The sequence below is a fragment of the Micrococcaceae bacterium Sec5.7 genome, from assembly GCA_039636785.1.
Lineage (GTDB): Bacteria > Actinomycetota > Actinomycetes > Actinomycetales > Micrococcaceae > Arthrobacter.
Map to the genome: position 1 here is coordinate 2,662,610 of CP144169.1, position 24,575 is coordinate 2,687,184.

General features: G+C 63.9%; 22 protein-coding genes and 1 tRNA gene. 8 read left to right on the top strand and 15 right to left on the bottom strand.

The window, feature by feature from the left end; translation table 11 throughout:
* Positions 1-67: 67 nt before the first annotated feature.
* Both V3C33_12660 and V3C33_12665 read right to left on the bottom strand, forming a co-directional pair.
* Complete coding sequence (locus V3C33_12660; GenBank protein ID XAS66347.1) at positions 68-316, bottom strand: SCO4226 family nickel-binding protein; 249 nt, start codon at positions 314-316, stop codon at positions 68-70.
* Positions 317-579: 263 nt separating this feature from the next.
* Positions 580-786, bottom strand: coding sequence for a hypothetical protein (locus V3C33_12665; protein ID XAS66348.1), 207 nt, complete (start codon positions 784-786; stop codon positions 580-582).
* A gap of 283 nt (positions 787-1,069) precedes the next feature.
* Here V3C33_12665 and V3C33_12670 point away from each other — a divergent pair, with 283 nt between their 5' ends.
* Complete coding sequence (locus V3C33_12670; GenBank protein ID XAS66349.1) at positions 1,070-1,378, top strand: hypothetical protein; 309 nt, start codon at positions 1,070-1,072, stop codon at positions 1,376-1,378.
* A 434-nt stretch (positions 1,379-1,812) separates the two neighbouring features.
* The gene (locus tag V3C33_12675) at positions 1,813-2,358 is read left to right on the top strand and encodes a DUF2510 domain-containing protein (protein ID XAS66350.1); all 546 of its coding nucleotides are present in this window, start codon (positions 1,813-1,815) and stop codon (positions 2,356-2,358) included.
* 95 nt (positions 2,359-2,453) lie between these two features.
* On the opposite strand, the gene V3C33_12680 is transcribed toward V3C33_12675, so the two are convergent.
* Positions 2,454-3,203, bottom strand: a complete 750-nt coding sequence (locus tag V3C33_12680; protein XAS66351.1) for an ATP-binding protein — start codon at positions 3,201-3,203, stop codon at positions 2,454-2,456.
* Complete coding sequence (gene istA / locus V3C33_12685; GenBank protein ID XAS66352.1) at positions 3,200-4,753, bottom strand: IS21 family transposase; 1,554 nt, start codon at positions 4,751-4,753, stop codon at positions 3,200-3,202. Before istA ends, V3C33_12680 begins: the two co-directional genes overlap by 4 nt.
* A gap of 53 nt (positions 4,754-4,806) precedes the next feature.
* Between istA and V3C33_12690 the strand changes: the two genes are divergently transcribed.
* Positions 4,807-5,001, top strand: coding sequence for a hypothetical protein (locus tag V3C33_12690; protein XAS66353.1), 195 nt, complete (start codon positions 4,807-4,809; stop codon positions 4,999-5,001).
* Positions 5,002-5,349: 348 nt separating this feature from the next.
* Here the strand turns inward: V3C33_12690 and V3C33_12695 are convergent.
* From V3C33_12695 to galU, 5 genes are all read right to left on the bottom strand, one after another.
* Positions 5,350-5,425: transfer RNA gene (locus V3C33_12695), tRNA-Ala, on the bottom strand.
* A 46-nt stretch (positions 5,426-5,471) separates the two neighbouring features.
* Positions 5,472-6,272, bottom strand: a complete 801-nt coding sequence (locus tag V3C33_12700) for an NAD(P)H-binding protein (protein ID XAS66354.1) — start codon at positions 6,270-6,272, stop codon at positions 5,472-5,474.
* 1 nt (position 6,273) lies between these two features.
* Positions 6,274-7,248, bottom strand: coding sequence for a hypothetical protein (locus V3C33_12705; GenBank protein XAS66355.1), 975 nt, complete (start codon positions 7,246-7,248; stop codon positions 6,274-6,276).
* 118 nt (positions 7,249-7,366) lie between these two features.
* On the bottom strand, positions 7,367-7,987 hold the full coding sequence (locus tag V3C33_12710; GenBank protein XAS66356.1) for a GNAT family protein: 621 nt from the start codon (positions 7,985-7,987) through the stop codon (positions 7,367-7,369).
* A gap of 7 nt (positions 7,988-7,994) precedes the next feature.
* On the bottom strand, positions 7,995-8,900 hold the full coding sequence (gene galU / locus V3C33_12715) for a UTP--glucose-1-phosphate uridylyltransferase GalU (protein XAS66357.1): 906 nt from the start codon (positions 8,898-8,900) through the stop codon (positions 7,995-7,997).
* Between the two features lie 97 nt (positions 8,901-8,997).
* Here galU and V3C33_12720 point away from each other — a divergent pair, with 97 nt between their 5' ends.
* The 3 genes from V3C33_12720 to V3C33_12730 all read left to right on the top strand — a co-directional run bounded on the left by V3C33_12720 (position 8,998) and on the right by V3C33_12730 (position 10,856).
* Positions 8,998-9,609 carry a 5-formyltetrahydrofolate cyclo-ligase gene (locus V3C33_12720; protein ID XAS66358.1) on the top strand — a complete coding sequence of 204 codons (612 nt, stop codon included), beginning with the start codon at positions 8,998-9,000 and terminating at the stop codon, positions 9,607-9,609.
* Between the two features lie 125 nt (positions 9,610-9,734).
* Positions 9,735-9,995, top strand: coding sequence for an FmdB family zinc ribbon protein (locus tag V3C33_12725; protein XAS66359.1), 261 nt, complete (start codon positions 9,735-9,737; stop codon positions 9,993-9,995).
* Positions 9,996-10,115: 120 nt separating this feature from the next.
* The gene (locus tag V3C33_12730; protein XAS66360.1) at positions 10,116-10,856 is read left to right on the top strand and encodes an RcpC/CpaB family pilus assembly protein; all 741 of its coding nucleotides are present in this window, start codon (positions 10,116-10,118) and stop codon (positions 10,854-10,856) included.
* Positions 10,857-10,895: 39 nt separating this feature from the next.
* On the opposite strand, the gene V3C33_12735 is transcribed toward V3C33_12730, so the two are convergent.
* From V3C33_12735 to V3C33_12750, 4 genes are all read right to left on the bottom strand, one after another.
* Positions 10,896-14,975: an AAA family ATPase gene (locus tag V3C33_12735; protein ID XAS66361.1), complete on the bottom strand. Its 4,080-nt coding sequence runs from the start codon at positions 14,973-14,975 to the stop codon at positions 10,896-10,898.
* Between the two features lie 129 nt (positions 14,976-15,104).
* On the bottom strand, positions 15,105-16,694 hold the full coding sequence (guaA, locus tag V3C33_12740) for a glutamine-hydrolyzing GMP synthase (GenBank protein ID XAS66362.1): 1,590 nt from the start codon (positions 16,692-16,694) through the stop codon (positions 15,105-15,107).
* Positions 16,695-17,117: 423 nt separating this feature from the next.
* A complete protein-coding gene (locus V3C33_12745) occupies positions 17,118-17,627 on the bottom strand; it encodes a DUF3817 domain-containing protein (protein XAS66363.1) in 510 nt (169 codons plus the stop codon).
* The gene (locus V3C33_12750) at positions 17,624-18,496 is read right to left on the bottom strand and encodes an SURF1 family protein (GenBank protein XAS66364.1); all 873 of its coding nucleotides are present in this window, start codon (positions 18,494-18,496) and stop codon (positions 17,624-17,626) included. Before V3C33_12750 ends, V3C33_12745 begins: the two co-directional genes overlap by 4 nt.
* A gap of 126 nt (positions 18,497-18,622) precedes the next feature.
* Between V3C33_12750 and V3C33_12755 the strand changes: the two genes are divergently transcribed.
* Both V3C33_12755 and V3C33_12760 read left to right on the top strand, forming a co-directional pair.
* A complete protein-coding gene (locus tag V3C33_12755) occupies positions 18,623-20,362 on the top strand; it encodes an ABC transporter ATP-binding protein (protein XAS66365.1) in 1,740 nt (579 codons plus the stop codon).
* Between the two features lie 64 nt (positions 20,363-20,426).
* On the top strand, positions 20,427-22,106 hold the full coding sequence (locus V3C33_12760) for an ABC transporter ATP-binding protein (protein XAS66366.1): 1,680 nt from the start codon (positions 20,427-20,429) through the stop codon (positions 22,104-22,106).
* A gap of 62 nt (positions 22,107-22,168) precedes the next feature.
* Here V3C33_12760 and V3C33_12765 read toward each other — a convergent pair whose 3' ends face one another.
* Entirely contained in the window at positions 22,169-22,657 is a 489-nt protein-coding gene (locus V3C33_12765; protein XAS66367.1) for a PTS sugar transporter subunit IIA, read from the bottom strand.
* 46 nt (positions 22,658-22,703) lie between these two features.
* Entirely contained in the window at positions 22,704-24,509 is a 1,806-nt protein-coding gene (locus tag V3C33_12770) for a glycerol-3-phosphate dehydrogenase/oxidase (protein XAS66368.1), read from the bottom strand.
* Positions 24,510-24,575: the final 66 nt, after the last annotated feature.

Consider the following 24,575-nt stretch of genomic DNA (forward strand, 5'->3'; position numbering starts at 1 on the left):
ACGCGCCCGGCACGCGGCGTCGCCGGGCCAGTGAAAAGGGCGTCGCCGGGCCAGTGAAAAGCAGGAGTCAGACTGCCAGCGGCACGGGGTGGATCTCGTCCGCCGGATGTCCTGCCCGCTCGTGAATACGCTGAACAGCGTCCGCGGACGGGGCCTCCGAGAGGCAGTAGACAAGGCCCGCCTCAGGATCTGCCCACGCCCGTTTGAAATCAACGTGTTCATCACCCTGGATTGCGAGGTCTGCGTTATGCGCAGCCAGCAGGTCCTCGGCGGTGATTCCCACCATGTTGCGGTGAACATCCATAAATTCGGCCATGATGTACTCCCAATTGGTTAGTAGAGCAGTGCGGATGCGCTGAGGCTACGCCCGCGCCGCTGTACCGTCAATGGGCCGGAATTGTGCTGAGGCCAAGGTGAAAGCGGTCCAGCTAAAACCGCCTGGAGCGGAGCGAAGTCACGAAATGGAAGAACCCGGCCGGGGCCAATACGCCGTTGGCCCAAGCCGTCGAGGATTGGGTGGACTATTGAGCCGGCGCCGGAGGAAGGCCCCACGGCGCGGGGCCTTCCATTCTTTCGCGGCTAGACCTTCTCGCGGGTGAGGTCTGCAACCGGTTCCCGATCCTTGCGTTCCCGGCGCCAGCGGGGGAAGGCCCAGAACTTGAAGTCCTGCGCCTCCACCCGAAGCTCCGGGCGCTCCTCAGTGTTCGTCTCCCGGCGCCCTTCAGGTTCCCGGGCGGAACCCTTCTTGAAGCTCCGCCGGAAATTCTCGTTCGATGGATAGCACATCACCGACCTCCTTATAACGACTGCCCCTTAATCGTCCTCCCAATACGCTGGCAAGTCGACAGTTCGTCGAGCGGTTTCTAAGGCGGCTGGCTCCGCAGCGAGCTCACGGCCGCTGCAGGAGTGTCCAGGCAACAACGGATCCGTGCCGCGGGCAACCTGTATTCCTGACGTATTTGGCGCCTCGTCCACATAGACTGCCGCTGAAGCACCTCAACCGGCCCAGACCAAGGACGGTGTCATGCCCCCTCGACCCCGACTATCTGACCTTCGAGTATCGGCCGGGATGATCAATCTCGTCCCCACCCTTGACGCCGTGGACCAGGAACTAGCCGATGCCGCCGGGATACTGACCGTGGATGGTCCCAACCTGATCGCCGAGAACCTACAGAACGGCGCCGACCTGACGATCGTTTCATCCTTGGAGATCGCTCCGGAGTACCGCGGACACAAGATCGGCTACACCGTACTGAACGCCATCATCGAAACGGTTGGCCGTGCCGTGGCCCTCGTGCTGCTGCAGGCCGCGCCGATGATCTCCGATGAGGCGCCAGGGAGGGCTCGCCCGAACACGAGACGGCGAACGCCGGCTTAAAAACCTATTGGCAGGGTTTTGGCTTCGAGGAGGTGTCCGGAGGCTACTTCGCTTTTGCGAAAAAGTCCCTGGAGTGATCGCACCGGCCGGGCGCCCATAGGCGGCCGTCGTCGACTGCTTCGCCAGCCACTCCCTTGAGGTGGTGGCTTTGCCTCCTGGAGGAGCTCAGGCTGCCGGGGCCACTACTTTCCATGGGCAGGCTGCTGTACGATCCGGAAATCCAAGCCTGCATTCGGGGTCCGGCGAGGAGTACGCGGAACCCATGGACAAGCACATTAGCCAGGAATAGCCTTAAGCCGTTCGAGAGTGCCCGATGAAGATGGTCCGGGAGTACTTCGAGGAGACAACGCAGGGAGACGAATTCTGGTCTAGCCTCCAGCCAGGGTTCCGCGCGGGTAGTCTCTCTTTCAGCACACACTCACAGGAGGAGCAAAATGACGGATACGCCCCGCAGCCCTTTGGCTGCTCCCGGCTGGTATCCGGATCCCTCCGGGTCCGCCCAGCTTCGATGGTGGGACGGCCGGAGGTGGACTGAACACTTAAGCGGCGCGCCCTTTCAGAACAGGCCTACTGCCCGCCCCGAGATCAGTGCGCAGACCCCCGTCTACAACCCGCTGATCTGGGTAATCACCGTTCTGCCCCTCATCGCAGTTGCGCTCATCATCACCTGGAACCCGGTATTTCGCATCGTCTACGTGGGGGCCCGGCGCACACCCACCGTCGACCCTGGCTCCGTGTTCACCCCGTCGTACTTCCTGCTGATCGGAAGCGGCTGGCTCATCTACGGGGTGTCCGTGTTGCTGGCATATCTCGACTGGCAAAAGCTTGGCCGGGCCGGTGTGATTCGTCCCTTCCACTGGGCCTGGGCGTTCCTGGGCGCCACGATCTACATCATCGGCCGCTCCGTCATCGTTCACAAGGTCGCTGTCGGCCGCGGTCTCATTCCGGTCTGGGTACTCATTGAGTATTTGAAGCTTTGAGCGCCACCTGTTCGTGCGGTTCAGCGCCGGGGTTCGTGCGAGAGAGCGCCAGCGGTCGCGGGGCCTGGCGCCGCTGACGCTCTCCGTGACGGTTGCTAGGCGGTTGCGAGTGCTGTGTGCTCGCGCATGTTGTAATTGCCTGTCTCGACCCAGATCGTGTTGTGGATGATCCGGTCCATGATCGCGTCGGCGTGAACGCCGGAGCCGAGCCGCTGGTGCCAGTCCTTCTGCGAGTACTGGGTGCAGAACACTGTTGACGTCTCCCCGTAGCGGCGTTCCATCAGTTCCAGCAGCATGGTGCGCATCGATTCCGTGGGCCGATCCAGCAGCCACTCATCGATGACCAGCAGGGTGAATGCCGCATATTTGCGCAGGAACTTGCCGGATCCGCCAGGGGTGTCTTGGGCGGCGACCCAGGCTTCCTCGAGGTCGGGCATGCGGACGTAATGCGCGCGGATGCGGTGTTCGCATGCGCGTTTAGCCATCGCGCACCCCAGGTAGGACTTCCCCGACCCGGTGAACCCTTGGAAGACAACGTTCTGCTGCCGGGCCACGAACGAGCAGGTGCCGAGCTGGCTCAGCAGCGGCCGGTCAAGACCTCGCTCGTCGAGGAGGTCGATGCGGCGCAGGTCAGCGTTCGGGTAGCGCAGCCCCGCCCGCCGGATCAGGCCGGTGACTTTGGCATGGGTGAACGACGCGTAGGCGTCATCGACGACCAGCCGGAGACGATCTTCGAACGGCAGGCTGATGCTCAGCGTCTCGTCTTGGGTATCTATGGCCTCCAGCAGCTCGCCCGCGTTCATCTCCCGCAGCTTGCGTTTGGTTTCCGTGTCCAGGCGGCTCATCGGGTCCCTCCTGCGTAGTAGGAGCTGCCGCGCACGTATCCGCCATCTTCGTCATCAGGCTCCTCGACGTGCCCGGTTTTGTCCTGCCCGGTGTCCAGGATCGGCCGCAGGTGGGCGTAACGGGGCGATCGTATCGGACCGCGCAGCGCGAGCTGGCATGCGGCTTCCACCCGGGCTGGTGAGAACCTACGAGACAGACGCAGCACCGCCAGGGCCGGGTCGTAGCCGGCTTCCTCGATGCGGACAGACTCGAAGATCTTCTCGATCACGGTCCCGGTCGCCGGTCCCATCCGTAACGCCCAGGCGTCGATCCGGGCCCGGTCCCAGGCTTGCCAGCTGTGCCCCTCGGGAAGGTCGGCTTCGTTCGTCCGATACTGGTTCGTCGTCGTCACGGGCAGCAGCAGGTGGCTGGTCAGGCGCTCATCACCCCGATAGATCTCGAGCATGGTGTCCGTGACGCGAAGATCAACATGCGCGCCGATGTGGGTGAACGGGACGGAGTAGAAGTTTTTTGACCAGACCACGTGTCCGTTCCGGCCTACTTTGCGCCCATATGTCCAGGTGCTGATCTCGAAAGTCACCGCCGGCAACGGTTGCAGCAGCGGCTTCTCCTCGGCCGTGAACACGCTCAGCCGGGAGCCCTCCCGCTTCTGGAACGGCTGTCGGTTGTAGGCATCGATCTGCTCCCGAACCCGGGCCCGCAGCTGCACCAGGCTGGTGAACTGCTCCTGCCTCAGACCCGCAATCACCCAGGTGGCGACGTGGGAGACAGTGTTTTCTACGCTGGCTTTGTCTTTCGGGTGCCGCACCCGGCCCGGTAGTACCGCCGCCGAATAATGCGCCGCCATCTCCCGATAAGCGTCGTTGAGGACGACTTCGCCCTCGCGCGGGTGAGAGATCACCCCGGTCTTGAGGTTGTCGGGGACGAGCCTCGGGACCGTGCCGCCGAAGAATGCGAACATCGCCGCATGCGCGCGCAGCCACGACTCCTGCCGCATATCCAACGTCGCCTCCACGAACGCATACCTGCTGAACGGCAGGCACGCGACGAACAAATACACCTTCGAGACCTCTCCCGTTGCCGGGTCAACGAGCTGCATCGTCGGCCCGGACCAGTCGACCTCGACGCTGCGGCCGGCCTTATGGCCGACCCGAGACGACGCGCCAGTGACGTTGGCGTAATCGCCGTAAAGCCTGCAGAACCGGTCATAACTCATCGCCGCTTGCCCGGCCCGACTGCACCCGTCGAGATACTCCTGGTGCAGCAGCTTCAACGTCACCCCAACCCTGGCCAGCTCGCGATGCACCTGGACCCAGTCCGGCTGCGCGAACACGCTCTCCCGCACCCCGCGACCGGGAAACAGCGCCAGATACACCTCGCCCTCAGACTTCTCCGCAACATCGTCCCACCCGAGCCCGAGCTGATCCGCAGCATCGATCACCGCCTGAACGCTGTGCCTGGACATGCCCTGAGCAAGCGAGATCGCTCTGCCGGACAGGCCCTGGTTATGCAACTGCAAGACGAGCTTCGCCTTGATCTTCCGTACCATTACCGGTACTCCTTCCACCACGTGGCCCTCACGCGGTGGAAGGAGCTTTTCAGGTGGCGCTCAACCACACCAACACTGGCGCTGACCAGCGCAAATCGTGGGCTCGGACCCCGGCGCTAACCCGCACCACATATGGACCCCTCAAGAGCGAATATTCACTCATCGGCACCATGGCGATCAGCTTCGCCGTCGTGAGCTTCAAGGTCGCGGCTGTCATGTCCGCGATGGCCGCCGCCATTCCAGCGTAGGAATGCATATGGCTCCCTGCAGTGAGTCGCTACTCGGCCATTTTCTGACGCTCGCGTGCTCGGCCAGCCAGGGTCATCTCGGCGTTCCGGAGTTGTCTCCGTTGATGCCCGTTGCTGTGACCGCGGGAACAACTCGTGTGACGTCGCTCGGATCATTCTCAGTGTGGCGATGCTTTCGTGATTGCCAGCGGGTGCGAGATCCCGGCAGAATACGAGAACACGCTCTGAGGATCCACAACGAAACACAAGGGAAAGGAAGAGCCACCCCCACAGGGTGGCTCTTCTCGTTTCGAAGAAAATTGAGTCCTCGAAACGTGAACTTCATCCATGTTTCGGGTAAGGCCTCATTGGTGGAGCTAAGGAGATTCGAACTCCTGACCTCTTCGATGCGAACGAAGCGCTCTACCAACTGAGCTATAGCCCCCGGCGGCTCCGTTCCCGCTGGGAACGGCGTGGCCGGTGACCCTAGGCTATAAATTTTTCGGGCGCTTTGCCAGCCAGCTCCCGAACGTCTCGGTCCCGAACCCCTGTTCGGGGATGAGGTTCATGCCTTCGCGCAGATACTTTCCCATGGGCCCAGGGAGCGGCAACTCGATCACCCGTCCCCGCGATCCCGTGGCGCGCTTCCACGTTTCCGCCAGCTCCCGCATTCCGCTGACTTCAGGGCCGCCGATCGTGCGCAGCCGGTGCCGTTCGCTTGAGGGCGGTTCCAGGGCTGCTGCCAGCAAAGCTGCGGCGACCTCAGTAGGCGAGATCGACTGGAACCTCGCACCCTTGACGACCGGAATCAGCCTGAGCTTCGAACCGGCGGAAAACATCATTGCCAGCAGGCTGTGGAACTGCGTGGCCCGGACTGTAACAGTCGCCAGAGCCGATTTCGAATAGACCCGCTCTTTGTCCGCCTTGGACCTGTAAAAGCCATAGCTGCTCTGATCGCAGTTGATGATTGACAGAAGTACAGCGCTGGCCACCCCGGACGCCTGTGCCGCGGCCAGAAGTCGCGAGCCGCCGTCGGCATAGTTCTTCCGGGCTTTCCCGGATTGACCCTCAAGGCAGTCAATCAGGACGTCGGCGCCCGCCACAGCGGCGTCCACCCCCTCGCCCGTGGTGACATCAGCCGCGAAGTATCTGGCGCCGTCGTGATGGCCTGCAGCGCCTGCCGCGGGCGGGTTCCGGCTGAGCACGGACACTTCGTGCCGCTGGGCAAGAGCTTGCCGCACTACCTCGCGGCCTACTTGGCCCGTGCCACCGGCAACACAGATCCGGGTCATGTCAGGCACGGCGGCGCTGAAGCACGTCGTCCAGATTGCTGAGGGCACTCTGCGCTTTGGTGAGCGGCCGGGTCTGTGCCGAGGCGGCAGCCGGCGCCGCAGCCGTGCCCTGCTTGAGGGACGGCTTGCCCACTGACTTGGGAGCCTGCGGCAGATCAAGCGGATCCGGTGCAGGGCGGTCGGCCTTGGCGGCTTCGACATACGTGGGTTTGGGAACCTCAACCGGCTCCCACTTGGTGCCGGCAGCCGCTACTGGGAGTTTAGGCGCGCGGACGCTGTTGTCTCCTGATGCCACGGCCACAGCCAGGGCGGCCTCACGGAGTTCCATCGCCGTCAGTGGCGACACGGTGGGGCGTCCGGCTTCGGCGTCAAACAGCGGGTTTTCGGTGCGCGCGGCATCGTCCCTGGTTTCAGGGGGACGTATGTCGCCGGAACCGGAATCATGTCGCCGGGCAGGAGCACTCATCGCGTCGGTGAAGGCTGCATTCACTTTCGCACGGCGATCACGCACGGCGAGCCGGCGGAGCACGACGATTGCGCCGACACATCCCGACAGTGCAATAACCGGAAGCCAGGAAGTTCCAATCCCGAAGATTCTCAGCACCGCGGAGACAAAGGCAGTCATCAGGGAGACAACCCCGACCAGGGCGATGGCGCAGCGCCCGTAGCGGATTCTCAGCCGGCCGTTTGCCTCGGGGGCATTCGATTCGGAGGAGCGCCCGGTGTCAGGAGATGCGGCCCCCCCTGAGGATTCGGGGCTCTTTCTGGTGTCCATGGGTTTCTCCTGCTGGGCGTTCATGTTGATGACCGTCCCGGCTTGCGGGTCTGCAGTTTCAACGTCGGCGACGTCCGCCATCAGCTCGCCTGCAGCCTGAAACTGCTGCCTGCCGTTCCGGAGCACGTAGGGGGCAACCCACACAATCCAGAGCGCAACCGCGACCACAAGGATCACTGAGCTGCTAAGGGGGATGTCCACAATCAAAACGGTATGAGCATATGGCGGGGGGCTGTCGCATTAGCGCCGGTGTGTCGCCGGAGAGGTGTCAAATCAATGGATTTATGACGCGATTGTCCCGCATTGGACACACCACAGTTCAGGACGGGCGGCTATCCAGCCATTGGCGCAAAAGTCCGCCCGGCACGTCTTCGGACGTCAGCGCAAACGAACGATGATCCGCCCACTCGCCGTTGATGTGCAGGAAGCGCTGACGGTACCCTTCGTCCCGGAATCCCAGTTTTTCCACCACACGCAGGCTGGGGCCGTTCTCCGGCCGGATGTTTATCTCCATCCGGTGCAGGCCCAGGATCCGGAAGCAATGGTCCGTGGCCATGGCCACCGCGGTGGGTGCTATCCCCTGCCCTGCCCGCGACTGGTCAACCCAATACCCCAGCGTCGCCATCATGGCCGATCCCCAGACAATCGACGAAACGGTCAGCTGGCCTACTATGACCGGGTCCCTGAACCCGGGGGTCCCGGCCGTAATCAGGAACGGCAAGGCCGTGGACTGAGCGGCCTGGGCGTTGAGTGCCCTCACCATCTGCCGGTAATCCGGCAGAGCTCCACCCGGAGCCGGGTTCGATGCCTCCCAGGGCGCCAGCCATTGACTGTTACGGGAACGGACCTCCATCCATTCCTTTTTGTCGCGGTACCTGATGGGGCGCAGCAGAACATCGCCGCACTCCAGCGTTACCGGCCAGATCTGGCTGACCCGCACGGGGGTGTTACTTAGTCAGGCCGGCGGTGAAGGCCGGCAGCCACTCCCGCAGTCCCGGGCCAAGATCGTCGCTGTCAATAGCCAGCTGAACACAGGCCTTGAGGTAGCTGAGCTTGTCTCCGGTGTCGTAGCGGCGGCCACGGAAAACGACGCCAAAAACGCCATAACCCTCACCTTCGCCCGCTGCAAGTTCCTGCAGGGCATCGGTCAGCTGGATTTCCCCGCCACGGCCCGGCTCGGTCTTTTCCAGGACGTCGAACACGGCCGGGTGCAGCACGTAACGGCCGATCACAGCCAGGTTCGACGGCGCTTCGTCGACATCAGGCTTTTCCACCAGCTTGTTGATCCTGACGTAACCCTCGCCGTCAATCTGCTGGACGTCAGCGCAGCCGTAGGCACTGATCTGCGAAGGCTCCACTTCGATGAGGGCAACCACGGAGCCACCGGTCTTGGCCTGGACTTCAATCATGGTGCTGAGCAGCTCGTCGCGCGCGTCAATCAGGTCATCGCCAAGCAGAACGGCGAACGGCTCGTAACCCACATGCTGCTTGGCACGCAGCACTGCGTGTCCAAGGCCCTTGGGATCGCCCTGACGGACGTAGTGGATGTCGCCCAGGTTGCTTGCAGCCTGAATCGATTCGAGCTTGGCGGTGTCACCCTTTGCCTCCAGGGTTGCCTCCAGGGCCGGAACGCGGTCGAAGTGATCCTCAAGCGCGCGCTTGTTGCGGCCGGTGATCATCAGGATGTCGCTGAGGCCAACCTTGACTGCCTCTTCAACCACGTACTGGATGGCCGGCTTGTCGACCACCGGGAGCATCTCCTTGGGCATCGCCTTCGTGGCGGGCAGGAACCTGGTGCCGAGCCCCGCAGCGGGGATGACGGCCTTGCGGACAGAAGGATTAGTGGTAGTCACTGGACTAATCTAGCGGAGGGACCATTCATACAGTAAATATTCCGGACAGTGCCTCATATGCACCATCTTGCAGCGTCTCCGGGAAGGAGGAGTCACTATGACAGACGAATTCATGTCATCCAAAGAAGAGATCCGTACCAGACACCGGCGCGGGCGCGCGGAGTTGGACGTTGCCCGGCTGAACGCTGCCGGATCAGCCATTGCCACCCACGGCCTTGAATGGGCTGCAGAGATTTCAGGTGGAAGGGCGGCCGCCATCGCCGTGTATCTCGGGGTGGGCTCCGAGCCGCCCACCTTGCCCCTGATGACGGCCCTGCACAAAGCCGGGCACTCGGTGCTGCTCCCCGTCTGCGAGCCGGGCCGCACCTTGAGCTGGGTGTACTGGACCCCACGGAGCGTATTCGTCAGCAGCAGGTTTGCGCCCATTCAGGAACCCGCCGGCGAGCGGCACGGCACGGACATCATGCGCACCGTGGCGGCTGTGTTCCTTCCCGCCACGGCGGTGGACCGCAGCGGCAACAGAATCGGCCAGGGTGGTGGCTATTACGACAAATTCCTGGCTGCGCTCGAAGCGCGTGAATGGTCGCTTCCGCTGGCCGCCGTCGTGTTCGATTCTGAGCTGCTGCCGGCCGGAAGCATTCCAGCCGAGCCCTTTGACCGGCGGGTGCCGGCAGTTCTGACGCCGGCCGGATATATCCGGCTTACGTGAGGTCCGGATTCCGGATGATAGAATTGGCACTCAGGCCCTGCGACTGCTAAGGGACGGATCTCCGTAACCGGAAATCCGGTCCAGACAGCACGGGACCTGTCGTTTGTCCCAGAGGAGGATCTCCAGTGCCCACGTATGCTTATGCCTGCAAGGATTGCAGCCATGTCTTCGACATCGTGCAGTCATTCACTGACAGCACTCTGACGTCCTGCCCGGAGTGCCAGGGAACCCTGCGCAAGAAGTTCAACAGTGTTGGCGTGGTCTTCAAGGGCTCTGGTTTCTACCGGACTGATTCACGCGATGCCAAAGGCAGCACAGTCTCTGCGGCGCCGGCAGCACCGGCGTCTCCGGCCCCTGCGACGGCCGCTCCCGCTGCCGCCAGCTGATCGCCTGACCGCTCTTCCGGAGCATCGCGCGTACGGGAAGTCCGACGCCGACGCCCGGCTTTTCCACATAGGTGACACTGCCTCTGTCGCTGCCCTGCGGCCCGAACATAGCGTGGCAGCATGCCAGTCACCTTATTCCACGCCAGCCGAATTTCCGGGCCACATGCACGCCCTGCACGCCGCCAGCCGCCCGCAAAGGGCAGAACCAGGAGAAGCGGCCGCAGGCTCACCGCCTGGCTCAACCGCAACCGCCGGCTCGCAGTAGCCCTGCTGCTCTGCGTTGCAGCCGGGATTGCCGTTCATCAGTTGACTCCGGCACCCGCCGATACCATTGTGGCCCTGGCTTCCGCGCGGGATCTCCCTGCCGGCACCGCGCTGACGGGCGCGGATGTGGTTTCCCTCAGAATCCCTCCTGGCGTTGTGCCCGACGGTTCTTTCACCGACGGTGCCGCGGTCCAGGGCAAACAGCTCGCGGCACCGCTGCGGAAAGGCCAACTGCTGTCAGAAACCCAGCTGCTGGGCCCCGGGCTGCTGGCCGGCACATCACCGGGATCTGCAGCCGTGCCGCTGCGAATGGCGGATCCATCATCGATCCAGCTGGTTTCGCCAGGCCAGCTCGTCAATGTTGTCATGACCAGGGGAAACGCCTATGACCAAAAGTCGCCGTCAGAAATCCTTGCCTCCGGCGTGCCCGTGCTTTGGACGTCCAGCCAAGGCGGCAAGACGGGCCAGTGGCTGGGCGCCGGTGAGACGGACGGGCTCCTGGTGGTCGCAGCAACGCCGGAACAGGCCATCAGACTTGCGGGCGCATCAACGCAGGGGAAATTGTTTTTCGTACTTGTGGGGCCGGATCCGCGGTAGAACGGCTGGCCCGGGCAGCACCATTGCCCGTGGTACCCGCTAGCCCCAGTGCGGGGGCTTCTGCTCCTTGAGCCACGAATCGTGATCGTCATCTGCGGCGTGATCTCCCCAACGCCGCGGGTCGTCTTCGGACGCCTTATTGGGAATGACGCCGGCTGAACCGGCCGTGGCTCCGACGGAGCGGTCGTTCTGGGGATCATTGTTGGCGACCGTGTTCACGGAAGCTGCCTCCTCGCTGTCAACGACGTTGTGTTCGTTCTCATTGTTGTCCTGCGCATCTTGGCCGTCCAGGCCACCCAGAGCCAGGCTGTCAACGTCGTCATCGAGAAATCCGGGTGATGCTGTGGCGCGGCCCGGCACCACTGGCTTTTCCAGACCAAGATAGCCGCCAATCCGGTCAGCGCAGGCCGACGGATCAGTAAACACCTCAATGGTCCACAGCGGCATATACCGCCAGCCCAGCCGCTCCAGCAGCTGCGGGCGGAGCCGGCTCCGTTCGCGGACACTCATACGCCTGTACTGTTCGGTGCCGTCTGACTCGATGGCCACCGGGCGGGGGATTTCGGCATCCTCCTGACCCATGGTGCTGAGCGGATCTGCTGCGGCCACGACGTCTATGACGCCATCGTACTGGTGCCAGACACGCGCGCCACGGGCCCGGAGCCGGTCGCCCAGATCCGCCACCAGGGGGTCTGCCCCGAGTGCCTGCTCGCTGGCCGCCGCGCGCGAAGCCGGACTGCCGAGATCCGTGTTGCCCGAGAGTTCCCGGTCCAGCAGTTCATAGAGATCCACTGCGCCGTGGGCCAGACGGGTCCGGTCCAGGTCCTCAGGTCTGAAACAGCTCAGGACATGCAGTGAGCGCCTGGCCCGTGTCATGGCCAGGGCGAACTTTGCGCGGCCACCCTCGGCGGACAGAGGTCCAAAATTATGCAGCGCACGCCCATGGGGTGTGCGTCCGAAGCCCGGAGAGAAGATCACATGGTCGCGGACCAGGCCCTGTGCGCGCTCCAGATCCACCACCCGGAATGACTCCGGGCCGGCGGTGAAGAAGCCAGACAGCGCCGGATGGTTCGGCAGTTGCAGCCGGATGGACTCGCCGATCCTCGCAGCGTGTCGGAGGCTCGCCGTGACCACCGCGAGGGAGGTGCGGGGCCGTACACGGGCGTGCTCGAAGACCAGCTCAACCACGCGGTTGACCTCGGCCACGACGGATTCAACACCCTCGTGGTCCGCACTCGGAAGCCCGGTGCCGTCCGGCAGGTATTCCACCAGCAGCGCACGGTCCAGGCCCGTTGCCGCCTGCCCTTCCGGCAAACGGCGGAGGCCGCCGTCGTAAAAGTTCTTGCTGAGCTGAAGCACCAGATCTTCATCCACTGCCCGGTACACAGAGTTCAGGCGCCACGTGGGCAACACGCCGGAGAGTGCCCCGAAGGCGCTCTCCACAGGGTGGTGCGCCGATTCGCCGGCAGCGAGGCGCTCCACTCCAACCGTGAACGTCCGCGGGCTGGCGATCTTGTCATCGCCGAAAGCAATGACCTGTTTTGCCCTGGCGATCGCCGGCAGAACGGCCTGCAGCGACGTTGCCTCGGCGTCCAAGACGATCACGGCGTCAAAGTTCTTTTCAGCCGGAATGAGTCCGGTCATGAGGTAGGGGCTCACGGACCAGACCGGGACGAGCCTGGGGACAAGTGCAGGGGCCTGGGCGGTGAGGGCGGCGAGAGTCACGCGGCCATCTTTGAGGAGGCTCCGGAGCAGATCTGCCTGCCGGGGGTTTTCCCCAATGGCGGCGCGCCACCGTTCCGACAGCTGCCACCGCAGCCGCGCTGCACCGCTGGCGATGTGGGCGTTGTCGGCGAGCCGGTACTCAGCTTCGAGCTGACGCAGGGCATCGCCGTCGGACATGGCCAGGTAGTCATCGCCGCTGATCATTGCTTCCAGGGCGGACTGCCACCAGGCCAGCTCAAGTTCAGCCGCAACGGAGTCCGCCGGGACTTCCCGCTCCGCCAGATCGGCCAGCAGCTCGCCCAGCCCATGCTCACGCATGTCCTCGACCAGCAGGGTACGCTCCGGAAGCGTCTTCAACGTACGGTTATCCGCGACGAGCCGCTCCAGCCGTTCCATCAGTTTCGGATACGGGGCGTTTTCCAGATACCCCCCGGCTTCCGTGTGACGCAGGGCGGCACCAAGCTGCGCCAGCTCACGGTCCAGCCCGCGGTACATGACATTCATCTCGGCCAGGCCTGAAGGTACCGCCGGATGGCGCTGCGAGGTGGCGTAGTCCGCCCAGAGTGCGCGCTGCTCCTGAACCAGTACCAGCGAGCTGTGGAGATCGGCAATGTGGACGCCCGGACGAACGTACTCTTTGGCCACACGGCGCAGGCGCGAGCGCTGCATGGAGGCCATCTCAATATTCCGCTCACGCCGCCATGCGGATGAAGCTGTGGCTGAGATGAGATCGTGGACGGGCCGGTCGAAGATATCCGGGGTGAACTTGTCCAGGCTCTCCCGCACCGCCATCAGAAGCTCTAGCTGCGAACCCCATTCGGCAAAATTCGAACCGAGGCGGATCTCGGCGTGCTCCGCCACACCGTTCATCCGGTCGCGCAGCAATGGGAGTTTTTTCTCCACTGAACGCGCCAGCTGCTGGGCTTCCTCAGTCTCCTTGCGTGTCAGCAGCCGGGCGCCATGCCACGGGCTGGTTGTGGATGCGCGGCTGAAGCTCCCCAGTTCAGCCGCCCGGTGTAGGCGTCCGGCCAGTTCTTTGCGGTCCCGGATGCTGTCCAGGACACTTCGCTTGAGCCTGACGGTTGTTGCCGGAGCCGGTTGGATGGAGGTCAGCTCGGCGAGGGACTGCATGGCCTGGTACGGCGAGCAGCCCCAGCGCTTGCGCACGTTGTGGAGCGAGGCTACATGATCCATCAGCGCGTGCCGGTGCTCCGTGAGCGTCTTGTGGAGGTTGCCCAGCTGCGGCTGGAGGGACTTTTCGTTCCGCATGATTGCCCGCACCAGCTGACCCTTGAGCTGCGGGGGCGTGGCATTGCCTGAAAGCTGGAAAAGTATGGACTCCAGACCCAGGGGTTCAAGCTGGCTTAACACTTCATTCAGGCTTGAACGCCTGTCTCCCACCACCAGGACTGTTTTGCCTTCATCAACCAGCGCACCGATGGTATTGATCGCAGTCTGCGTCTGTCCGGTGCCGGGCGGGCTGCTGACCACCAATGAATCCCCGGCACGGGCCGCATCCACGACGTATTGCTGGTCCGTGTCCGCATCCAGCAGGAGCATTTCGGCTTCGGGACTGCGTTCGTCCACATTCTGGAAGCGACCCTGTTCCGGTTCGGCTACATCAATGACGCCACCCGCTGCGGCCTTCGCCAAGGCCGCCACCAGCGAATTGCTCTGATTGATCCACGGATCGTCCAGGTTACCGGATAGGTCCGCGAAGGTTGAGACGAGCAGGTTGTGTTCCACCTCTGCGCCGTGGATTGGCCTGACCAGCGTGCCCAGCCTGTCCAGCACCGGTTGCGGATCGAACCGTGCGGTGCTGTAGGCCATCCTGGTTACAGCATTGACGTCGAAAACGATCCCGTGGATGTTTTTCAGGTGGCGGATCAAGGCAGGATTGATTTGTGCCTGCTCCGTCAGCTGGAGTTCGTAGTCATCCTCGCCGGGGCGGACCGTGAGTGAAATGGCAGTGAGCATGACCGGAGCGGAAACCCGCTGGGGCTTTCCCCCGACGGCGGATGTCCACACCACTGTGCCGGCGGAAAAGTACCCTGCGTCGATGCCGCGGTCATTGCCGAGTTCAAAGATTTTAGACCGCAGATTGCGCGAGGCCCGGGCAGCAACAACATACTGCTGATGGTCACGGATAAGCGTGGACAGCCGCGTGCGGCGCCCGGCCATCAGCTGGGCGAGGCCCGAGGGGTGGGCGCTGGTGAGGTCGATTGAGCCTTCGGGGGTCTTGATGAATCGCAGCATCGTATCCGCCCCGGTGACGGGCTTTAGCCCCGCCAGCCATTTCCTGAGCTCCTCCGAACCCTCTGGGTGGCCTTGACCAACTGACACTGCTGCCTTCTTTTCTGCGCTTGCACGTGACGCCCTGGACGAAACCGGCATACTTTCGAGCGTAGCCGGAAACGGCCGGCAGTGAGAGACCGCAACACTGCGTCAGGCGAAATTGCACCGGATTTCACTTCAATAAAGCGAAAAGGCCGGCCTCAACTCGGAGACCGGCCACTCAAAATGCTATTCCCACTCAATGGTTCCCGGCGGCTTGCTGGTGACGTCGAGCACCACGCGGTTGACGCCGTCCACTTCATTGGTGATCCGGTTGGAAATCCGTGCCAGCAGGTCGTAGGGAAGCCTGGACCAGTCAGCGGTCATGGCGTCCTCGGAGGACACCGGACGGAGCACGATCGGGTGTCCGTATGTGCGCCCGTCGCCTTGGACACCAACGCTGCGGACGTCGGCCAGCAGTACAACCGGCATCTGCCAGACGTCGTTATCGAGGCCGGCTGCGGTCAGTTCGGCGCGGGCAATGGCGTCCGCCTTGCGCAGCAGGTCCAGCCGCTCCTTGGTGACCTCGCCGACAATCCGGATACCCAGGCCCGGGCCCGGGAACGGCTGGCGTCCGACGATTTCCTGCGGGAGACCCAGCTGGGCGCCGACAGCCCGGACTTCGTCCTTAAAAAGTGCACGCAGCGGCTCCACGAGCTCAAACTGCAGATCCTCCGGCAGCCCGCCAACATTGTGGTGGCTCTTGATGTTGGCTGCGCCTTCGCCGCCGCCTGATTCCACAACGTCCGGGTACAGCGTGCCTTGGACGAGAAACTTGATTTTCCCGCCTTCGGCAGCAGCCTCGGCGATGATGGCAAGTTCGGCTTCCTCAAATGCCCGGATGAACTCCCGGCCGATGATCTTCCGTTTGGTCTCCGGATCGCTGACACCGGCAAGCGCACTCTGGAAGCGCTCCTGTTCATTGGCGACGTACAGCTTGACGCCGGTGGCGGCCACGAAATCACGCTCCACCTGCTCTGCTTCGCCTTCTCGCAGCAGCCCATGGTCCACAAAGACACAGGTCAGCTGGTCGCCCACGGCGCGCTGGACCAGCGCAGCGGCGACGGCGGAATCAACGCCGCCCGACAGGCCGCAGATAACCTTGGCGTCGCCGATCTGCTTGCGGATCCGTTCAACCTGCTCTTCGAGGATGTTGCCCGTGGTCCAGTTCGGCTCAAGCTTGGCGCCCTTGAAGAGGAAGTTCTCCAACACCTGCTGGCCGAAGGCAGAGTGCTTCACCTCGGGGTGCCACTGCACGCCGTAGAGGCACTTTTCCTCGTTGGCGAATGCTGCCACCGGCGCTCCGGCGGTGGTGGCCAGGACGTCGAATCCGTCCGGTGCTTTCTGCACGGAGTCACCGTGGCTCATCCAGGTGCTCAGCAGCTCGGGGACACCGGCCAGGATGGAGCGGGGGCTGCCCGCGGTGGTGGCTTCGGTTGAGCCGTACTCGCGCAGACCCGTCTGCGCGACTACGCCGCCCAGCGCATTTGCCATGGCCTGGAAGCCGTAGCAGATGCCGAAGACAGGGATGCCGGCTTCGAAGAGGTCAGCACCGACGCTCGGGGCCCCGTCCGCGTACACGCTGGAGGGGCCGCCGGAAAGGATGATGGCGGCAGGGTTTTTGGCCAGGAGCTGCTCGGTGGTGAGAGTGTGCGGAACCACTTCCGAATACACATTCGCTTCCCGGACGCGGCGGGCAATCAGCTGCGCGTACTGGGCACCGTAGTCAACAACCAGCACCGGCTTCTGGGAAGTCTGGGATGCAGTGGGAGTAGTCACCGTCCTAGACTACGTGGCGGCGTTGCCCTGATGCACCTTGAGGGGCTCCGCTGTGACGCACAAAACTCCGTCAGGCATCCGTCCAGCGGGCCCGAGTCGCTCTGAATGCAGCCTGGCGGATGGAGTTCTGTGCGCACCAAGTTGTCCACATGGAGTAGAAGTCCTGTTTACGTGGATGGCAGCCGCGCAAAAACTGGTGCCACGAAGACTCCAGACGAGGTCCTCCGGGCTTGCGGCCGAACGGCCTCGAACAGACAGCTGCTGATGTTTACGTGCCAGCGCAGGATCGCAGCGGCTGTCCGCGAAGGCACTATCCGAAGGCTTCGCAACGGCTTCTACGGCCTGCCCGAACTGCCTTCCGTGGTGGAGTATGCCGTCCGTAACAGCGGAGCTGGGAGCAGGTGATGAAGTTTCGCGCCGTGCTCAGTAGCGCTGCGGGGCCTGCGGGTTGGCCGCAAGCTCGGAATCCACCTCGGCGTGGAACTTCTTCTCCACGATGAAGGACAGGAACGGGATCACACCGCCGAGTGCGAGCAGAACGAGCTTGGTGAACGGCCACCGCATCAACGACCAGAGGCGGAAGTTGGACACGAGGTACACCACGTACATCCAGCCGTGGACAATAAGCACCGTCACGGAGATATTCACTCCCCCGACGACGCCCGTGGGCTCGGCATCGGCGAAGCCCAGCCCAAAGGGCTGCCCGGTCACGGCGTTGGTGCCGCCGGCGAACAGGTACTGGCCGAATGCGTAGCGCGCAATAAGCTCCGCGCAGAGCAGCAACAGCATGGTCCCCGTGAGGTAAGCCAGCACCTTGTAGAACTTGAGCGCCGAGCGGATCTGGGCTTCCGTCCCGCCGAACCGTCGTTTCTTCACGGCTGATCCGTTCCCGTTGGATGGCGGCGGCTGGACGGCCGGTTTCGGTTCGATCATGGTTGTACCTTTTGTTGAGTCTGGTTGGCGGGTTGTTTAGCCGGCTCGACGGGCGCGGTGTTGCTTCCGTCACTGGCTGAGTGGCCGTCGTCGATTTCGTCCTCAAGGCCCCGGCGGTAATCGTCCTTGACCAGACGCCACCAGATGAACAGGGCGAAGCCTGCGAAGACGACCCACTCCACGGAGTAGAAGAGATTCAGCCAGTTCACCTGCTGCGGAGGGGGCTGCGGGCCGATCCGGAGCGGTTTCAGCTGGCCCTCAACGCCGGCTGCGCTGACATCCGTGCTTCCGGAGACTTCAGCCGAGGCCGCAACGAAGCCCGGGTAACTGCTGACTTCCCAGACGTTGATGAGTTCGGCCACTGACACGGCCGTTGCCTGCCCGGCACCGGGATCGGTATCGGGTAGCGGGGCTTCGGACGGCAACAGCCGTCCGGTCAGTTTGATAGTGCCCGACGGCGGTGCGGCGGCGTCCGCGGGATCCGCCACCCAGCCGCGCGCCACTGGAATCCACGTCTGCGGAGAGGCTCCGGCACCGCTTAGCGCCGGGGCACCCGTCACCTCAAATGCTGACACCACCCAGTAGCCTTTGTTGCCGTCGTGGAGGCGGCCGGGTACCAGAACCTGCTTGGCCGGATCATACGAGCCGGTGGCGGTGATCATCTGGTCTGCCACTGAGCCGTGGAAAAAGTCGCCGGGCTTGAGGACCTCGGCGAGTGGCTTGAGCTCCTCGGTGGCGGCGCTGACGGGCAATTCCGGCTGGGTGGACCGGCCGAACTGCCACTGGCTCAGGAGCACAAAAACCCCGGAAATGACGATCGCAAAGACCAGACCTGCGATCCATCGGGGTTTAATGGCAGTTTTCCACACTCCTTAACCGTACTTCGTTCCCCTGTAGAACAACGAAACGGCCAGCTTCCCGTTCGAGGTCACAATCTGAAAACAATCTTTCAGATATCGGTTCCACGGCGCTGCCGCTCCATAGGCTGGTTTGTTGTGCGCCATTACCCCTACCGTTCACCGAACGGACCAAATCTCCGCTCCCCCCGCCACTTTCTGACGTGGCTGGGTGCTCAACAGGCACCCACCCTCGCGGCCGGGGTGGCCTTCGGCATTGTATGGATGCTGGCTCAGGCCTTTTCTCCGCTGGCCATCGGCAAGGCGATCGATGAGGGCATTGTGGGCGGAGACCGGGACGCGCTGTGGCTGTGGGCCGGGGTGCTGCTCTGCCTCGCCGTCGTCCAGGCCGTCACCGCCACGCTGAGGCACCGAATGGCTGTCAGCAACTGGCTGCAGGCGGCGCTTCGCACCAACGAACTTGTGGGCATCAAGGTGTCCACCGCGGGCGAGTCCCTGACCAACAAGCTGCCCACGGGTGAAATCGTCACGGCCGGATCTTCAGACGCTCCCAGAATCGGCCAGCTCTTTGATGTCAGTGCCCGGCTCAGCGGCTCGATCGTCTCCTACGTTGCCGTCTCGCTACTGGTGGCCCGGATCTACCTTCCACTGGGGATCGGGGTCCTTATCGGGGTTCCGGCGCTGGGAGCACTCCTGATTTTTGTGGTGAAGCCACTCCAGCAGCGGCAGTCGGCCCAGCGTGAAGCCACCGGCAGGATGACATCGGTGGGCGCCGATACCGTCGCGGGCCTGCGGGTCCTGCGCGGAATCGGCGGCGAACGGATCTTTGTGGACCGTTACCGGCAGCGCTCACAGGAGGCAAGGATCGAAGGCAACCGGTTGGCAGGCTCCGTGGCTACCTTGGAGGGCTCCCAGCTGCTGATTGCGGGAACGTTCACCGTGCTGTTCACGTGGCTCGGGGCGTCCCTTGCACTGAACGGGCAGATCACCGCCGGCCAGCTCATCTCCCTGTACGGATTTGCCGCGTTCCTGGTATCCCCCATCCGCACGGGCTCGGAGGCACTCAATGTTGTCATCAGGGCCGTGGTGGGCTCCCGGAAAGTCATCAGTATTCTCGAAACCCAACCGCTGGTCAGCGATGGCCTCCTTGATGGACCGCCGGCCGGAAGCCGGCTGCTGGACGGCCTCTCCGGCGTCGAGGTTCCTTCCGGAAAGCTCACCGCCCTGGTTTCCGCAGACCCGGCACTGTCCGCAGGAGTAGCCAAACGGCTGGGCAGGTTTGATGACCTGGCTTCGGCCAGGGTCAGCTGGGGCGGCGTCCCCGTTGCCGATCTGCCGGTGGACGAGGTACGCCGCCGCATTTCCTACAGCGCCGCCGAACCCCACCTTTTCACCGGGCCGCTGCGCTCCGGGCTTGATCCGCACGGGCGGCATTCGGACGCACGCATCCTCGAGGCCATCAGGACCTCAAGCGCCATGGATGTGCTCGATGCGATTGACGGCGGGCTGGATCACGAAGTGGATGAAAAAGGCCGTAGCTTCTCGGGCGGCCAGCGGCAGCGGCTGGCACTGGCGCGCGCCCTGCTGACCGATGCGGAGATACTCCTGTTGGTGGAGCCGAGCAGCGCCGTCGATTCGCACACCGAGGCGAGAATCGCCGTCGGACTCGCTGAGCTGCGGGGCGCCGGCAGCGGCAGCGGCAACGCGACGGGAAATCCGGGCAGAACAACCCTGGTGGTCACTGCCAGCCCGCTCATGCTGAACGTTATGGATGCCGTCATCTATCTTCCGGAAAAAGGCTCTCCCGTGACTGGCACACACTCCGAACTGCTGGCAACCCAGCCCGACTACAAGTCAGTGGTGATCCGCAGTGAGTAGCACGCCCAGGAACCGGCTTCCGATCGCGGATGCGTCCCGTGTCCGGTCGGAAACGTGGCGCCTCATGCGCGAACACCAACGTGGGCTTTTAGGGGTGGTTGGCCTCTACGTTCTGGCCGCGATCGGAGGACTGATGGGCCCGTTCCTGCTGGGCAGGCTCGTGGACAGCGTGGTGTCCGGCACCACCATGTCCACCGTGACAATCCTGTGTTCCGCCCTGCTGGCGAGCATCCTGGTGCAGGCCCTGATGACCCGCTTTGCCTCCTTGCGGGGGATGGTGCTCGGCGAGACTGTCTTTGCCCAGCTTCGTGAGGACTTTATGGGGGACGTCACCAGCCTGCCCCTGTCCACCGTGGAGAAGGCCGGCACCGGCGATCTTCTCTCCCGCACCACCAACGACGTCGAGGCGCTGTCCTTCGCCGTCCGCTTCGGCATCCCCAAATTGCTGGTGGCAGTTATTTCGGTACTGCTGACCCTCCTGGCCGCGTTCATTACGTCCCCGCTTCTGGCATTATCGCTGCTGGTGGGGGCCCCGCTGATCATCCCCATCGCCATCTGGTACCTGAAACGCTCCGGCCCCGCATACCAGCGTGAACACGCGGCCTACGCCCAGGTCAACGGCACCATCAGCGAGGCCGCCGACGGTTCCCTGACTGTGGATGCACTCCGTTTGGGCACCCAGCGTTCAGAGCGTACGGTCGCGGGGCTCAGCGAAGCCTTCGCCGCCGAACGCAAGACCCTCTGGTTGCGTACGGTGCTGTTTCCCTGCACGGAAACCGCGCTCTGGGCACCGGTCCTTGTGGTGCTGCTGCTGGGCGGCTGGATGGTGTCGGAAGACCTGACGACAGCGGGTGCGGTTGCCGCCGTCGCGCTCTATTCCGTCCAGCTGGTGGAGCCGGTGAACATGCTGATCGGATGGCTGGACGAGCTCCAGTTCGGTGCCGCGTCGCTGGCCCGGATCGTGGGTGTGAAGTTTGTGGCCCCGGACCGCGTCGCAACAGGAGAAGTGCCGGACGGCCAGGAGATCACCGTCAGCAGCGCCCGCTTCGCCTACCGGCCCGGCCACGACGTTCTGCACGGGGTTGACCTTGTGCTGCGGCCGGGCGAGCGGCTCGCCGTGGTGGGGCCGTCCGGCGCGGGCAAATCCACGCTGGGCCGCCTGATCGCCGGGATCCATCCGCCGTCGGCCGGTTCGGTGACTGTGGGCGGTGTTCCGCTGGTCAATCTCCCCGTGGAAGAGCTGCGCCGTCACGTGGCTCTGGTGACGCAGGAGCACCACGTGTTTGTGGGTTCGCTTGCGGACAACCTCCGGCTCGGCAAGGAGGATGCCTCCGGCACCGAACTGAAGGTGGCGCTGGCCGATGTTGGTGCACTCGGCTGGGCGGAGTTGCTCCCCGACGGCCTCGAAACCGAGGTGGGGTCAGGCGCCTACACCCTGACCCCGTCGCAGGCCCAGGAGCTGGCGCTCGCGCGCCTGGTTCTTGCAGATCCGCATACCCTGGTACTCGATGAAGCCACCTCTCTGATTGACCCGCAGTCTGCCCGCACTGTGGAGCACTCACTCAGCGCCGTGCTGACCGGCAGAACAGTGGTGGCCATCGCGCACCGCCTGCACACAGCGCACGACGCCGACCGTGTGGCGGTTGTGGAGGACGGCCGGATCACTGAGCTGGGAAGCCACACCGAACTGATCGCCCTGGACGGCTCCTACGCGGCACTGTGGAGGTCCTGGCGGACCGAATAGCCGGATCTTCCGGACAGCCCTGCCCCTTCGGACCGGAAGAACCCCTCCGGACCGGACGAACGTCAGTGGTCGAAGAACACGAGGCTGGAGTTGATCAGTTCGGCGATCACTTCGGGATCGTAAGCGCGACGCAGTGAATCCCGGAAGGACTCCTTCGAGAGCGAGCGCGCCAGTGTTGCCAGCACTTCGAGGTGGTCCGAGAACGAACTCGCAGGCGTGGCGATCAGCAGGATGACGGTGGCCGGACCGTCAGCGGCGCCGAAATCCAGGGCATGCCCGTACTTGGTGATGCCGACGGCGATGGATGTCCGGGAGACGAACTCGCTTCGTGCGTGCGGCAGGCCGATGCCGCCCGGCAGTCCTGTGGCCAGCTGGTGTTCGCGCAAGTTGACGTGACCCAGGAACCCGGCCAGGTCAGTGACCCGCCCTGCGGCGAAAAGCCGTTGGGCGAGCTGCGTTGCCGCATCTGCCTTGTCCGATGCCTCAAGCTCCAGAATCACCATTTCGGGTGTGGTGAGTTCGGCATCGTACCGGTCCAGTGGTTCCGCCAAGGCGTGTCCCTTCAGTGAGGCGAGGAGGTGTGCTGCGGCGATAAGGTCAGCGCAACGGAACGATGTCGTCCACACCAATACGGGCGGCGTCGGCGGATTCGTCATCCGGCTGCTCCTGGCTCAGCCTTTCGGCTTCAACCCGTGCAAGGTAGTGCTTGATTTCGCTTTCCCGCTGCACATCGCTCCAGCCGAGGATTTCTCCCATCAGTTTAGCGACTACCGGCACGGCGGACACACCCCGGTCCCAGGACTCGATGGAAATCCGCGTCCTGCGGGTGAGCACGTCATGGACATGCCGGGCACCTTCGTGGGTAGTGGCGTAGACAGCTTCCGCCTGCAGATAGTCATCCGCGCCCGGCAAGGGTTCCGCCAGCTCCGGATTTTCCGTGATGAGAGCCAGCACGTCGGAAGCCATGGACCCGTAACGGTTAAGAAGATGTTCCACCCGCGCCACGTGAACACCGGCGTCGTCGGCGGCCCGTGCCCGCCGGTTCCAGGCCGCCTTGAATCCTTCGGCACCGAGCAGCGGAATGGTTTCCGTGCAGCTGGGAGCCACCCGTTCGTCCATGGCCCGGGTGGCTTCATCAACCGCATCCTTGGCCATCACACGGTATGTGGTGAACTTTCCGCCAGCCACAACCACCAACCCCGGGACAGGGTGGGCAACAACGTGCTCGCGGGAGAGTTTGGCGGTGGAATCGTTTTCGCCGGCCAGGAGCGGGCGGAGGCCGGCATACACACCTTCCACGTCCTCGCGGGTGAGGGGCCGCTTCAGCACCCTGTTCACGTGTTCAAGGACGTAGTCGATGTCCTGGCTGGACGCTGCCGGGTGGGCCTTGTCCAGGTCCCATGCAGTGTCCGTGGTGCCGATAATCCAGTGCCTGCCCCACGGAATGACAAACAGCACGGACTTTTCCGTCCGCAGGATCAAGCCCACCGTGGACTGGAACCGGTCGCGCGGAACCACAAGGTGGATGCCCTTTGACGCCCGGACCTTAAGCTGCCCGCGGTCTGTCACCATGGCCTGGGTTTCGTCAGTCCACACACCGGTGGCGTTGACTACCTGCTTGGCCCGGATTTCGAAGATCTCGCCGTCCTCCTGGTTCTCCACCTTCGCGCCGACGACGCGTTCGCCTTCGCGCAGGAACTCGACCACCCGGAGCCGGTTGACTGCGTGGGCGCCGTACTTGGCAGCGGTGCGGACGACGTTGACCACGAGCCGTGCGTCATCCACCTGTGCGTCGTAGTAGCGGATGGAGCCGACGAAGGCATCGTCTTTCAGGCTCGGCGCAGCCCGGAGCGTTCCGCGCCGGAACAGGTGCTTGTGCATGGGCACACCCCGGCTGTTGCCGGACGTCATGCCCAGAGTGTCGTACAGCAGAATGCCGGCGCCGACGTAGGGCCGTTCCCAGAACCGCCGGGTGAGGGGGTAAAGGAACGGCACCGGCCGGACCAGATGCGGAGCGATCCGCTGGATCAGCAGGCCGCGTTCCTGGAGGGCCTCCTGAACCAGCCCGAAATCAAGCATCTCGAGGTACCGGAGGCCGCCATGGATCAGCTTGGACGAGCGGGACGATGTTCCTGAAGCCCAGTCCCGGGCCTCAACAATCCCCACGGACAGTCCGCGCGTTACGGCGTCCAGGGCGGATCCGGCGCCCACCACACCCCCGCCGACGATGAGGATGTCCAGCTCCTGACCGGGCTCACCGGTGGATTTAAGACGCGCCACCGATGCTCTGCGCGCGTCCGGGCTCAGGGCACCGGACGGGTCCGGGCCCTTGGAACCGGTCCGCGCGTTGACAGAACCGCTACCCGCACCGGTTCCACTTTCATTGCCTGGCACACTCATCATCGAACGCCTCCATCTGCACAAAAGCCCGTAGTCAACCACACTACTTGCTTGCTGCGCCGATGGGCA